The following is a 13,333-nucleotide window of genomic DNA, read 5'->3' on the forward strand; positions in this document are numbered from 1 at the left end:
CGCCGTCCTCCGCCGCCAGGCGGACCACCCGACGACATAGGTCGTCCATGGCACAGGCCCGGCGCGTCGCGCGCCGGGCCTGTGGCCGTTCCACCCGCCCGTCCGGGGCCCGCCGGGACCCGGACGGCATCAGACCAGACTGTCCTCGACGGTCAGGCCGAACTCGCCCTTGCCGTACATCCCCAGGGCACGCTCGACGTCGTTGGCGACGTGAACGCTGCCCGCGTGCGCGTCCCGCCAGGCCCGCTCGATGGGGTTGCCTCGGCCGAGCGAGTTCCCTCCGGCGGTCTTGAAGAGACTGTCGATCGCCTCCACCGCCCTCTGGGTGGCACGGACCTGGTCCCTGCGGACGCGCAGCCGCAACTCCATCGGAATGTGCTCGCCCCGGACGGCGTACTCGTACACCTCGCGCACGTTGCGGTCCGTCTGCAGCACCGCCGCGTCGATCTCCGAAGCGGCCCGGGCCACCGCGACCTGGGCGAACTGCTCCTCGGCGAACCGGCCGCCGCCCAGACTCAGCCGTATCCGGTCACGCATGGCGGTGACGTAGGCCCGGTAGCAACCGGCCGCCATGCCGACGACGGGAGCTGTGATCGCGTTGGTGAAGACGGTCGCGAACGGCATCCGGTAGAGCGGGCCGGTATTCACCCTCTGGCCGGGACCGCGCAGTTGTGCCTGCTCGTAGTTGCGCATGGTGCGGTGCTCGGGCACGAACACCCGCTCCACGATGATGTCGTTGCTGGCCGTGCCACGCAGTCCGATGACATCCCAGACATCCTCGATCACGTAGTCGGTGCGAGGGACGAGAAGGGTCATGAAGTCCACCGGCCTGCCCTGCTTCTCCACCACCAGGGCCCCGACCAGTGCCCACGACGCGTGGCCGCAACCGGAGGAGAAACGCCACCGGCCGGAGAGCTCGTATCCGCCCTCGACCGGAGTGAGCCGCCCCACGGGAGCGTACGACGAGGACACGAGCACGTCCGGGTCCTCCCCCCAGACCTCGTCCTGCGCGGCCTCGTCGAACAGGGCGAGTTGCCACGGGTGGACGCCGAGCACGGAGACCACCCAGCCGGTGGATCCGCAGACCGCGGAGATCTCCCGGACGATCTCGAAGAACCTCACCGGGTCGCTCTCGGCGCCGCCGTATCTTCTGGGCTGCAGCATCCGGAAGACCCCTGTCCGGATGAGCTCCCGTACCGTCTCCTCGGGCACCCGCCGGTCCACGTCGGCTGCGCCCGCCCGCTCCCCGATCCTCGGCAACAGCGCGCGGACCGCGTCCAGGACCTCGTCACCCGCGGGAGACACGGAAGGGTCGCGTTCGCCCGGCCCGTGCCGTTCGCGCCGGCGCGCCGTACCGACTCTCATCTCCCCGCCGCGAGGGCGACCGCGATCTCGATGAGCTGGTCCTCCTGGCCGCCGACGAGCTTACGGCGCCCGGCCTCGATGAGGATCTCGGCGCCCGACACGCCGTACTTCCTCGCCTGGCGGTCGGCGTGCTTCAGGAAGCTGGAGTAGACACCGGCGTAGCCCATGGTGAGCGACAGCCGGTCGAGCAGGCACTCGCCGTCCATGACCGGACGGACGACGTCCTCGGCGGCATCGATGATCTTCAGGGTGTCGATGCCGGTGCGGATGCCGAGCTTCTCGGCGACCGCGGCGAACCCCTCGACGGGCGTGTTGCCGGCACCGGCGCCGAACCTTCGCGTCGAGCCGTCGATCTGGAGGGCTCCCGCCCGCACGGCGATGACCGAGTTGGCCACGCCGAGGCCGAGGTTCTCATGGCCGTGGAAACCGACCTGGGCGTCGGATCCGAGCTCGGCCACGAGCGCGGCGATCCGGTCGCCGGTCTCCTCCATGATCAGCGCGCCGGCCGAGTCGACCACGTACACACACTGACATCCCGCGTCGGCCATGATCCGCCCCTGCCGGGCGAGGACCTCGGGCGGTTGGCTGTGCGCCATCATCAGGAACCCGACCGTCTCCAGGCCGAGCTTCCTGGCCAGCCCGAAGTGCTGGACGGAGATGTCCGCCTCGGTGCAGTGGGTGGCGATCCGGCAGATGCTCGCGCCGTTCGCGGCGGCCTCGCGGATGTCGTCCTGGACGCCCAGGCCGGGCAGCATCAGGAACGCGATCTTCGCTCGCTTCGCCGTCGCCACCGCGGCCTTGATCAGCTCCTGCTCCGGAGTGTGGCTGAAGCCGTAGTTGAACGACGAGCCGCCGAGCCCGTCGCCGTGAGTGACCTCGATCACCGGCACGCCCGCGTCGTCCAGCGCGGCGACGATGGATCGGACGTGCTCGACGGTGAACTGGTGCTGCTTGGCGTGCGAGCCGTCGCGCAGCGACGAGTCGGTGATCCGGATGTCGAGGTCGGAGCTGTAGGACATGGATCGATCTCCCTGTGACTAGGAGCGCTCGGCGAGAATGCGCTGCGCGAAGCCTTCGCCGACCTTGGCGGCGGCGGCGGTCATGATGTCGAGGTTCCCGGAGTACGGCGGCAGGAAGTCGCCCGCGCCCTCGACCTCGATGAACACGGCGACCCGGGCGAGCCCGCCGCTCATCGGCGTGGGGTCGTCGAACTGCGGTTCGGCGCGCAGCCGGTAGCCGGGCACGTACGCTGCCACGGTGCCGACCACGTCCTTGATCGAGGCCGCGATCACGTCCCGGTCGGCGTCGAGCGGGATCGAGCAGAACACCGTGTCCTGCATGAGCATCGGCGGCTCGGCCGGGTTGAGGATGATGATGGCCTTGCCCTTCCGTGCGCCACCGATCATCTCGATGCCCCGCGCGGTGGTGCGGGTGAACTCGTCGATGTTGGCCCGGGTCCCGGGGCCCGCCGACGGAGAGGCCACACTGGCGACGATCTCCGCGTAGGCCACCTCGGTCACCCGGGAGACGGCGTACACGATCGGGATCGTCGCCTGCCCGCCACAGGTGATCAGGCTGACGTTGGGCACGTCGAGGTGGGCCCCGAGGTTGACGGCGGGTACCACCGCCGGCCCGATCGCGGCCGGGGTCAGGTCCACGGCCGGAATGCCGAGCGCCTGATACCTGGGGGCGTTCTCCCGGTGGACGTACGCCGAGGTCGCCTCGAAGACGATGTCCGGCCGTTCGGCCTGGGCGAGCAGCCACTCGACGCCCTCGGCCGAGGCGATCAGGCCGGCGGACTCCGCCCGCTTCAGGCCGGGACTGTCCGAATCAATGCCGATCATCCAGCGCGGCTGGATGACGTCGGAGCGGAGCAGCTTGTACATCAGGTCGGTCCCGATGTTGCCCGAGCCGACGATCGCGGCGGTCGCCTTGGTCACTGTGTCACCCTTATTCGAATCGAGCGGTCACGGAGCCGAGCCCGGAGAACTCGGCACGGAAGATGTCGCCGGGGCGCGCGTCGATCGCCCTGGTGCAGGACCCGGGGAGGATGACGTGCCCGGCTTCGAGCTTCACTCCGAAGGAGGCCACCTTCCTGGCCAGCCAGGCCACGGCGGTGGTCGGGTTCCCCAGCACCGCGTTGGTGTTGCCCCTGGTGATCTCGGCGTCACCGGCGTAGAGCACGGCCTCGATGTCGGCGACGTCCATGCCCGCGGCCGTCAGGTCGGCCGGGCTCATCCGGGCGTCACCCAGGATCAGGCCGGCCGAGGACGCGTTGTCCGCGATGGTGTCGGCCAGGCGGATCCGCCAGTCCCTGATGCGGCTGTCGATCAGTTCGATGCTCGGCACGACGTACTCGGTGGCGGCGAGCACGTCCTCCTCGGTGCACCCCTCGCCCGGGAGGCTCGCCCCGAGCACGTACCCGATCTCCACCTCGATCCGGGGGTAGCAGTACCGGTCGGCCCGGATCGGCACGTTCTGCGACAGCACCATCGTGTCGAGCAGATGACCGTAGTCGGGCTCGTCCACGCCCATCATCCGCTGCATCACCGGGGAGGAGAGTCCCACCTTGTGGCCGTACACCCGGGCCCCGGCGGCGAGGCGGCGGCGGATGTTGATGAGCTGGACCTCGTAGGCGTCCACCACGCCGATGCCCGGGTACGCGTCGGTCAGCGGTTCGATCGGCACCCGATCCCGCTCGGCCTCCCACAGCCGTTCGGCCGCGGACTCTCGTCGCGTTACCTCCAGCATTCGGTCCTCCAGAATTCGTGTCCCGCATCGCGTCTGTGCGGTGCGGGCGGTTGATGGATGGGGATGGTCGACGGTGACGCGGGATTTCCGTGACGGCCCTCCCAACGGCACCGGTCCCCCCTCGGTGAAAGGGTCCGGGCGCGGACGAGGTTCACCCGTCGTAGGTGATCTTGAGATGCTCGCTGAGCGGGATCGCCTGGCAGGAAAGGATCAGCCCGTCGGCGAGGTCCTGCTCGTCGAGGACCGTGTTGCGCTCCAGCGCGACCTCGCCTTCCAGCAGCACGCACGCGCAGGCGCTGCAGGACCCCTCACGGCACGAGTACGGCGCCTCCATACCGGCCGCCAGCAGCACGTCAAGGAGCTTGTTGCCCTTCGGCCAGGCCAGCGTCCTCTTCTCACCGTCCAGCTCGATCTCGACCGTGCTGCCGGGGCCCGACGAGTCGATTGCGACACCGGGCCCGGCGAAGGGGTCGGTGGCCAGTGACTCGAAACGCTCGACATTGACCCGCCGCCTCGGGACAGCCAGGTCGGCGAGGACCCGCACGGCGAGATCCATGAACGGGCCGGGGCCGCAGACGAACGCCTCCCGGTCGGTGTAGGGCCGGGTCAGCGCGGCCAGGCTGCTCGCGCCGGGCAGGCCCTGCACCGACTCCAGCCAGTGGACGACGGTCAGCCGCTCGCCGTACTCGGCGCTCAGCGCGACCAGTTCGTCGCGGAAGATCACCGAGTTCTCGTCGCGGTTGGCGTACAGGAGGAAGACGGCGCCGGCACCTCCGCGCAGGCACGATTTGAGGATCGACATGACCGGGGTGATACCGCTGCCGCCGGCCAGCAGCAGCAGGTCCTCATCGAGCGAGCCGGGGACGAACGTGCCCGCCGGTCGCAGCACCTCCAGCATGTCCCCCTCGGTGACGTGATCGCAGATCCAGTTCGACCCGTAGCCGCCCCGGGTGCGCTTCACCGTCACCTTGAGCTTCTCGTCGCACACCGGTGAGCTGCTCAGCGAGTAGCAGCGCGCCGCGCCCTCCGGGCGGGTGGTGGGCACCCGGATGGTGAGGAACTGGCCGGGCCGGTAGCCGAACCGGGTGTGGTCTCCGTCGGCGGGCTCCAGCACCAGTGAGTGCGCGTCGGAGGTCTCCCGGATGACCTCGACGACCCGCGCCTTCAGCGGTCCCGGCTGGGTCATGCTCCCCACTCCTCCCTGGCCGCGGAAACGGCCGGCCGGCCTCGCCCCGCCGCGTGCCGGGCGGCGATGTACCCGAAGACGATCGAGGGGCCGATCGTGGCGCCGGGACCCGCGTACTCGTTGCCCATGACCGACGCGGAGGTGTTCCCGGTGGCGTACAGCCCTTCGATCACCGAGTCGTCGGGGCGCAGCACCCGGCTGTGCTCGTCGCAGACCAGCCCGCCCTTGGTGCCGAGGTCGCCGGCCTCGACGCGGAAGGCGTAGTACGGCGCCTTGTCGATCACGTCGAGGTTCGGATTCCTCAGCGTGGGGTCACCGTAGTAACGGTCGTAGGCGCTGTCGCCCCGGCCGAAGTCCTCGTCCTTGCCGGCCCTGGCGAACCGGTTGAAGCGCTCGACGGTCTCGGCCAGCGCGTCGGCGGGTATGCCGACCTTCACCGCCAGCTCGGCGAGCGTGTCCGCGCGGAACGCCACGCCCCGCTCGTAGAACGCCTCCGGGATCGGCGCCCCGGGAAGGATCTGCGCGAACGGGTACCGCGCCCGGGCCTTGGCGTCCATCACGAACCACACGGGCACGTGCCCGCCGGCCAGCTGGTCGTGCACGAAGTTGACGTACGGGGCGGACTCATTGGTGAACCGCCGCCCCTGCTGCGACACGATGACCGACGGTGGGATGCACCGCTCGGACACCAGCGGGATGGTCGCCCCCGCCGGGTGCCGTACGGCCGGCATCCACCAGGCGTCGTCCATCAGGTCGAGGGCCGCACCGAGCCGCTCTCCCGCCAGGATGCCGTCGCCGGTGTTCTCCGTGGCGCCCATGCCGAAGTCGGTTCGACCGCCACCGGGCAGGTACTTGTCGCGCATTTCCTGGTTGTGGTCGAAACCACCGGTCGCCAGCAGTACCCCGTACCTGCCGCGGATCCGGACGGTCTTCCCGTCGCGCCGGGCGACGATGCCGGTGACGGCGCCGCTTTCGTCGGTGACGAGTTCGGTCATCGGCGTCCGCAGCCACAGCGGGATCCGCGCGTCCTTCAGCGCCATCCGCAGCCGGGCGACGAGCGCGCGCCCGCCGGTGGACATATGGCGGCGGCGGAACAGGTTCGACGAGACCCGCCAGGCGGCGACGATCGACGCCCGGCGACCGCTCCAGGTGCGCTTGACCATGGCCAGGTCGTGGTAGTCCTTGCTGGTGACCCACAGGCCCAGCGGGCCCTTCATTCCGTTGGGGCGCTGGTACTTCTCGTCCTCGCCGAGCTTTCGGGTGTCGAACGGGATCGGCTCGATCGACCGGCCCAGCGGCCTGCCGCCTTCGAACTCGGGGTGGTAGTCGGCGTAACCCCTGGTCCAGAAGAACCGGATCCACCTGCTCCTGCCGAGCAGTTCCATCGCGGCCGGGCCGTTGTCCACGAACGCGTCGAGCCGGGCCGCGGGGACCCTGCGCTCGGTCAGCAGATCAAGGTAGCGGCGGATGGACTCGCGGCTGTCGTCGTGCCCCTCGGCCCGCAGGGTGGGATTGTTGGGGATCCAGATGCCGCCACCGGAAATCCCGGTGCTGCCGCCGAACGCCGCGCCCTTCTCGACCACCACCGCGGACAGGCCGCTGTCGTGCGCGGTCAGCGCCGCCGTCATGCCGCCGCCGCCGCTGCCCACGATGACCAGGTCGAACTCGTGGTCCCACTCGCTCACCGCTCGTCCTTCCTGGTCAGGAAGGCCAGCACGACGCTCTCCCAGGCGGCTTTCTGCTCGATCATCACCCAGTGACCACAGTCCGGGAAGATGTGCACCTCGACGTCGGGAATGGACCGCATCGGCAGGATCGCCATGTCGACCGGGCTGACCCGGTCGTCGCGGCCCCAGGTGATCAGTGTCTTGGCCTTGATCTTGTGCAGCATCGCCCAGTACGGCGGGGCGTCCGAGGCCGCCGCGGCCGCGGCGCCGGCGGCGAACGCCGCCTTGCCGTACATCCGGCGGGCGCCTGCCAGGGTGGCCGGTTCGGTGGCCAGCGCCCAGCGCTCCTCGATCAGCTCCTCGGTGACCAGGGACCGGTCGTAGACCATGGAGTCCAGCCACTGGACGAGCCGCTCCCGGGTGGGCTCCTCGGTGAAATCCATGAGCAGCTTGATGCCCTCGCCGGGGCCCGGGCTGAACAGGTTCCTGCCGACGCCGCCGATGGTGACCAACCGGCGCACCCGGTCGGGATGGGCCATCGCCACCTGGGCGCCCACGATCCCGCCCATGGAGTTGCCGATCACGTCGACCTGCTGGAGGCCGAGCCCGTCGAGGAAGCGGATCACCGCTGCCTGCGCTCCCGCCATGGGATGCTCACCGGTGGAGTCGCTCACCCCGAAACCGGGGAATTCCAGGATCAGGCAGCGGAAGCGCTCCGCCAGGACCGCGAGGTTGCCTCGGAAGTTCCGCCATCCGGTGACTCCGGGCCCCGAGCCGTGCAGGAGCAGCAACGGCGGGCCCTCGCCGGCTTCGTGGTAGCGCAGTACACCCTGGTCGGTCACAAGTTCCCGCGCCGTCGACTCGTAGGTCAGCTCGGTAAGCATTCATCCGTCCCGTTCATCGCGGAGTATCGGCTTCGGGGAAGGTAGCCCGCGAGAGCCGGAGAGCGGATCGTTCCTCCCGATGAGTGAGACCCGGCCCGCCTCCGCCCGGGATCGGCCGGGGCGCCGGGCCGCGCCCCGCACCCCTTCCGCTCAGCGGGATCCGGCCTCGGTGAAGTCCGCCGGAGGTCCGTAACTTCGTCGCCCGTAGCCGCCAACGGGGCGGCGTCCGACGTCATCTGAGGTGAAACGCATGACAGCCGAGACCGCCCGCCCCTCGATCACTCCGGATCCCGCCGGCGTGGCTCCGCCCGATCCCGCGGAGATGCGGCAGGCGATGGGCATGTTCGCGAGCGGCGTGACGGTCATCACCGGCATCGACGGCGGAGAGCCGGTGGGATTCGCGTGCCAGGCGTTCGCGTCGGTGTCCCTCGAACCACCGTTGATCCTTTTCTGTGCCGACCACAGCAGCCGCACCTGGCCGAGAATCAGGAAGTCCGGGAGGTTCAGCGTGAACGTGCTGGGCGAAGAGCAGTCCGACCTCTGCGGCCGGTTCGGCTCCAGCAAGGGCAGGAAGTACGACGAGCTCGGCTGGGAGCTGTCCCGGTGGGGCACGCCGGCGCTGCGCGATGTGCTCCTGCGCGTCCACGCCGAGGTCGTCGACGTGCACATCGCCGGGGATCACGACGTGGTGATCGGTCGGGTACTGGAGGTGGAGCGGAACGCCGGGCGGCGTCCCATGGTGTTCTTCCGCGGACGGTTCGGCATCGACCATGAGACGGACGCCGAACAGGCGCTGTTCGCTCCCGGTCTGTGGGGCTGGGCGGATCAGTGGGACCGGGATCGGGCTTGAGAATGACGACGGGCCGTGCGGATCACAGCCAGCCGTCGCTCTCGCCCATGGTGAGCAATCGGTTCATGGTCTCCGGTGACCAGTTGCAGTCCGGCACCCGGGCGGCTTGACGGGATCGCCCCCGCTGGCTGTCCAGATCCGGGAAAAGGGCGAGCGAGGCCTGCCGTGCCGCGTCGACCACCAGCGGGGCAACGTTCTCCAGCGGCGTACGGGCGTCGCCGACGAGAGAGATGCTCGCCACCGGGCCCTCGTGACCTCGGATCGCCGCGGCCGCACACGAGATGCTGGGGACGTTCTCGCCCCGTTCGAAGGCCAGCCCTTGGCGCTGCCGGATACGGTTCAGCTCCTGGTGCAGGGTGCCGATGTCGCCGATGGTGCGGCTGGTGAGCCGGCTTACCTTGCCTCCGACCAGTTCCTCGACCCGCTCGGGCTCCAACCAGGCGAGGATCGCCTTGCCCAGCGCGGTGGAGTGCGCCGGAGCACGGCCGCCGACTCGGGAGGGCACGGACAGGGCGAACCGCCCGCCGACCTTGTCCAGGTAGAAGACCTCTGAGCCGTCCAGGACCGCCAGATGGACGACCATCCTGGTTCTCATCTGCAGGTCGTGCAGCAGCGGCGCGGCGGCCTCTCGGACCTCGCCGTGGCTGCCGTCGCCCCCGCCGATCCCGAGCGCCCGCTTGCCCAGGCTGTAGCCGAAGGACGAATGCTCCAGCCAGTTCAGTCGTACGAGTTGGTCAAGGATGCGATGCGCCGTCGAGCGCGGCAGGTGAGTGCACCTAGCCACGTCTTCCAGCGTGAGGTGGCTGAAACGGCCGTCGAACGCGTCGATGATCAGCGTCATCCGCTCGACCATCGAGGGCGGGAGCTCTCGCCGCGCGGACGCGGCGTGGCCAAGGTCAGAGAGAGCGGTCATCACATCTCCCCAAAACTGAAATGAATTCTTGTTTCGAAATGTAGCAACGGGATGAGCGACAGGGAAGAGAGGGAGAAAGATCACCGAATGATACTTTTTGTTCGATTTGCCCTATGGGCACGGGAGCCCGAGCCCCCCTACACCGGGAAGATTTCCGCGAGGAGCCCCGGGTTGCGAGAGGCCGCTCGCTACGCCGCGGAGCGTGGCAGTGCGCCGAATCAGATTCCTGCCATGTGTAACATGTGGCCAATAAGTGCGTCAACGGACACAACACCGTCATACCTCCGCAACAAACCCGGGTAAGCAAGCCCCTCGCTTGACCGCCTCTCAGCAGCGTGTTTAGCTGAGACGGCCCTCGGAGCGTCCCGTCGATGACGGCCCAGCCGGGCCGCCCCCACTGGTCACGACACAGCGAACGTCGTTCAGATGGATCGTCGGCACCGGCGGGAAACCATGACGAGGAAGCGACCCATCTGTCAGGTAAACGCGCGGTCCCCTCGCCGGTCATGGGGATACGTGTTCGAGAACTCGTCCACGCAAGCCGCCGGCAGGCCCTACGATCATGAAGATGCGGATCGATCTGGTGGCGATCGTCGTGGCGGACTACGACCGGGCCATCGAGTTCTTCACCGGCGCCCTGGGCTTCGAGCTGGTCGAGGACTCGCCGTCGTCGACGAACGACGGCCGCCCGAAGCGGTGGGTCGTGGTCCGGCCGCCGGGAGGTGAGACCGGCATCCTGCTCGCCCGCGCGGACGGGGAACACCAGGCCGCCGTCGTCGGGGAGCAGTTCGCCGGGCGGGTGGGACTCTTCCTGCGGGTGGACGACTTCGACGCCGCCCACGCGCGGATGACGACGGCCGGCGTGGAGTTCGTGACCGCGCCGCGCACCGAGCCCTACGGGCGGATCGCCGTCTTCCTCGACATCGCCGGCAACCGATGGGACCTGCTCGGGCCGGCCTGAACGCGGACACCGGCCGCCACGCCGCGAAAGCAGGTCCCGGCGCGAACATCTGCAATAAAAGGTGCAAGCGGGCATCTAGCGGAATGCAATGATCCACTGACACGATCGGGGCCGCTGTGAAGGAGGCTTCCCCGTGCGTCGTCCCATCCCCCTGGCCCTCGCTGTCGCGGTCTTCGCGCTGTCAGGGACGGTGATCTCACCCGCCCAGGCCTCGGCCGGGCCGTGCAGGCCCGGTCAGGGTGCCAATCTGCGGGGAAGGGACTTCACCGGAGGTGCCCAGCTCCCCGCCGACCTGCGCTGCGCCAACCTGACCGGGGCGAAGCTGAACGGCGTGGAACTCATCCAGAAGGACCTCACCGGAGCGATCCTGCGCGACGCCTCGCTCAAGCAGGCCAATCTCACCCAGGCCAGGCTGAAGTACGCCGACCTGCGGGGTGCCGACCTCACCGAGGCCGAGCTGGGCCAGATGCACGCCGACCACGCCGACCTGCGGAACGCGATCCTGGTCGACGCGGAGGCCGGGCAGGCGGAGTTCCCGTACGCGAATCTGACCGGGGCGAAGCTGACCAGGGCCGAGCTGACCCAGGTCAACTTCACCGCCGCCAAGCTGATCGACGCCGACCTCGACGAGAGCACCCCCGGTCAGCTCAAGGCCCGCAAGGCCGACTTCACCCGGGCCAAGCTCCGCGAGGCGAAACTGAGCCAGTCGAACCTGCGCAACGCGACGTTCAAGTACGCCGACGTGAGCGAGGCCGAGTTCACCCAGGCGGAGCTGGACGGCGCCGACTTCACCGGCGCGCTGGTCCAGGGGGCGTCCTTCATCCAGGCCGACGACGTCGACCTCACCGGCGCCAAGGGCACCCCCACGGGCCTGACCGTCCCGCTGCCGACCTCGCTGCCCACCTCCCAGACCGAGAAGGCGGAGGAGGCGGACATTCCACAGGCGGAACCCGCGCGAAGCGTCGGTCCGTCCGTGGGGCTCGTCATGGTCGTGCTCAGCGCGGTGGGCCTGGCACTGACCGTGGTGGCCTGGGGCGTCAGCGCCCAGCAACGGACCCGGCGCGCCGCGCGGTTCGCCGTGGCGCGGCGCGGCGCCGAGGAGGACATCACCCGGCTGGGCGAGGAGATCGACCAGCTCGACTACGAGTTCCAGGTCAGCGGGCGCGGCGGTATGACCGCCGACCACGACTGGCGGCACGCGCTCGACGCCTACGAGGCCGCCAAGCAGGCCCTGTCGATCGCCCGCCGCGAGGAGGAACTGCACTTCGTGGCCCGAGCCGTCCAGGACGGCAGAGCGGCCCTCGCCCGCCTCCGCGCCCGCGTCCGCTGACGCTGTTCGGCAGGACGGCGGCGATCGGGAGCGCACGGGTTCGGGCAGGGGTGAGTCAGGTGCCCGAACCGAGGATCCGCGGATCGGAGTCACCCGGTTCTCCACGGCCGAGTCGACGACGGCGTACCAGGGCGGGCAGCCACGGTGCGACGCCGAGGACGGCCAGCAGCGACAGCAGCGGTATCCGCCACCACCACGAGATGCTCGCCGACGGCGGGGACGGGGTGGGTGTCACCCAGGGCTTGGCGGTCTTCGACCAGGCCAGGAAGGCGTCGCCGATCGGGAGCAGGCCGAAGGCGTACCGCTTGGTCCAGGGAGTGTCGAGCGGCAGGCCGGCCAGCTCGCCGTAGCCGGCCAGCGCCTCGGCGAGCGGCGCGTCGCCGTGGACCTGGGCGGCGCCGAGGGTGACCGCGGTGGCCGACAGGCTCACCCCGAGCGGGAGCGGCCCCGAGTCGACGTCGGCCGGACCGTCCAGGCCGTCGGGGTACTCCCGTACCGCGGGTCCGAGGCCGAGCGGCGAGACGACGTAGGCGTCACGGAAGCGCAGGTACTGCTCGGCGGCGAAGACCGGGTCGATGTCGATGAGGAAACGGTGGATGACGCTCTGCGAGGTCCCCCTGGCCACCTCGGCGACCTCGCCGGTGTCGGGGTCGGCCCGGTGCGGGAGCAGCCCGGTACGCGGATCGAGCCGACGGCGTACCTCCCGCAGCCACCGCTCGGCGGTCCCGGCGAACCGGGCCGGCAGCAGCGTGTCGTGCAGCCGCAGCGACGCCATCGCCACGGTCGAGTCGACCGGCCACGCCTGCCCCGGGTAGGCCGTCAGGTACGGCGACGCCGAGGCGTCGAACGCCGCGCCGAGCGCGGCGGAGTCGTCGGCGAACCGGCGCAGCTCGCCCGGATCGCGCCGCCCGGCCGGTTGCAGGCTCAGCACCTGACCGCGCAGCCAGTTGCTCCAGCCCCGGTAGAAGACGCCGTACGAGGGGGCGAGGTCCTGGCTGAACGGTTCGCGGCCGGACGGCGAGTCCAGCCGCTCCAGCGCCCACCGCGCCTCCCGCAGTGCCGCCGACCGCTCGCCGGCCGGTTCGCGTATCCCGATCTCGGCCCAGCTCAGGCCGTACAGCACGTGCAGGAAGAAGTACCCCTCGGGGAACAGCCGCTGTGCCTCGTCACCGGCCCCGCCGTCCAGCGCGGCGCGCAGGAACGTCAGCTGCCGCCGGACCCCGGCCGGTTCACCGGCCGTCCCCGCGGTGGCGGGCACGACCAGCCGCACCGCCCCCACCAGCGCGCAGACACTGACCACGACGGCGACCAGCCGACGCGCCCAGCGCAGCACCCGACGCGTCGTCGACCACGGCTTGGACATCCGCTGATCTTAGTCCGGTGACGTGGCCCGCCACAGGTCGCTCCGGGGACGGGCGAAGCCGGG

General features: G+C 70.1%; 12 protein-coding genes. 3 read left to right on the forward strand and 9 right to left on the reverse strand.

Features of this window, described 5'->3' with window-relative positions; genetic code table 11:
- Positions 1–129: 129 nt before the first annotated feature.
- From hsaA to AB0J58_RS24700, 7 genes are all read right to left on the reverse strand, one after another.
- The gene (gene hsaA, locus AB0J58_RS24670) at positions 130–1,365 is read right to left on the reverse strand and encodes a 3-hydroxy-9,10-secoandrosta-1,3,5(10)-triene-9,17-dione monooxygenase oxygenase subunit (RefSeq protein ID WP_364219277.1); all 1,236 of its coding nucleotides are present in this window, start codon (positions 1,363–1,365) and stop codon (positions 130–132) included.
- Positions 1,362–2,384 (reverse strand): 4-hydroxy-2-oxovalerate aldolase, encoded by a 1,023-nt coding sequence (gene dmpG, locus AB0J58_RS24675; RefSeq protein ID WP_364219280.1) that lies wholly within the window; start codon positions 2,382–2,384, stop codon positions 1,362–1,364. Before dmpG ends, hsaA begins: the two co-directional genes overlap by 4 nt.
- Positions 2,385–2,402: 18 nt before the next feature.
- Positions 2,403–3,305: an acetaldehyde dehydrogenase (acetylating) gene (locus AB0J58_RS24680; protein WP_364219283.1), complete on the reverse strand. Its 903-nt coding sequence runs from the start codon at positions 3,303–3,305 to the stop codon at positions 2,403–2,405.
- A 10-nt stretch (positions 3,306–3,315) separates the two neighbouring features.
- Entirely contained in the window at positions 3,316–4,116 is an 801-nt protein-coding gene (locus tag AB0J58_RS24685) for a 2-keto-4-pentenoate hydratase (protein ID WP_364219286.1), read from the reverse strand.
- Positions 4,117–4,267: 151 nt separating this feature from the next.
- On the reverse strand, positions 4,268–5,302 hold the full coding sequence (locus AB0J58_RS24690) for a ferredoxin--NADP reductase (protein WP_364219288.1): 1,035 nt from the start codon (positions 5,300–5,302) through the stop codon (positions 4,268–4,270).
- Positions 5,299–6,987, reverse strand: coding sequence for an FAD-binding protein (locus tag AB0J58_RS24695; RefSeq protein ID WP_364219291.1), 1,689 nt, complete (start codon positions 6,985–6,987; stop codon positions 5,299–5,301). Before AB0J58_RS24695 ends, AB0J58_RS24690 begins: the two co-directional genes overlap by 4 nt.
- Complete coding sequence (locus AB0J58_RS24700; protein WP_364219294.1) at positions 6,984–7,853, reverse strand: alpha/beta fold hydrolase; 870 nt, start codon at positions 7,851–7,853, stop codon at positions 6,984–6,986. Before AB0J58_RS24700 ends, AB0J58_RS24695 begins: the two co-directional genes overlap by 4 nt.
- A gap of 250 nt (positions 7,854–8,103) precedes the next feature.
- On the opposite strand from AB0J58_RS24700, the gene AB0J58_RS24705 reads away from it, so the two are divergent.
- The gene (locus AB0J58_RS24705; protein WP_364219297.1) at positions 8,104–8,703 is read left to right on the forward strand and encodes a flavin reductase family protein; all 600 of its coding nucleotides are present in this window, start codon (positions 8,104–8,106) and stop codon (positions 8,701–8,703) included.
- A 22-nt stretch (positions 8,704–8,725) separates the two neighbouring features.
- Here the strand turns inward: AB0J58_RS24705 and AB0J58_RS24710 are convergent, their stop codons facing one another.
- Positions 8,726–9,616, reverse strand: a complete 891-nt coding sequence (locus AB0J58_RS24710) for an IclR family transcriptional regulator (protein ID WP_364219300.1) — start codon at positions 9,614–9,616, stop codon at positions 8,726–8,728.
- A gap of 562 nt (positions 9,617–10,178) precedes the next feature.
- Between AB0J58_RS24710 and AB0J58_RS24715 the strand changes: the two genes are divergently transcribed.
- Together AB0J58_RS24715 and AB0J58_RS24720 are read left to right on the forward strand one after the other, a co-directional pair.
- Positions 10,179–10,577 (forward strand): VOC family protein, encoded by a 399-nt coding sequence (locus tag AB0J58_RS24715; protein ID WP_364219303.1) that lies wholly within the window; start codon positions 10,179–10,181, stop codon positions 10,575–10,577.
- 133 nt (positions 10,578–10,710) lie between these two features.
- Complete coding sequence (locus AB0J58_RS24720; protein WP_364219306.1) at positions 10,711–11,907, forward strand: pentapeptide repeat-containing protein; 1,197 nt, start codon at positions 10,711–10,713, stop codon at positions 11,905–11,907.
- A 55-nt stretch (positions 11,908–11,962) separates the two neighbouring features.
- Here AB0J58_RS24720 and AB0J58_RS24725 read toward each other — a convergent pair whose 3' ends face one another.
- The gene (locus tag AB0J58_RS24725; RefSeq protein WP_364219309.1) at positions 11,963–13,270 is read right to left on the reverse strand and encodes a hypothetical protein; all 1,308 of its coding nucleotides are present in this window, start codon (positions 13,268–13,270) and stop codon (positions 11,963–11,965) included.
- Positions 13,271–13,333 lie beyond the last annotated feature (63 nt).

This window comes from Streptosporangium sp. NPDC049644, from assembly GCF_040675205.1.
GTDB lineage: Bacteria > Actinomycetota > Actinomycetes > Streptosporangiales > Streptosporangiaceae > Streptosporangium > Streptosporangium fukuiense.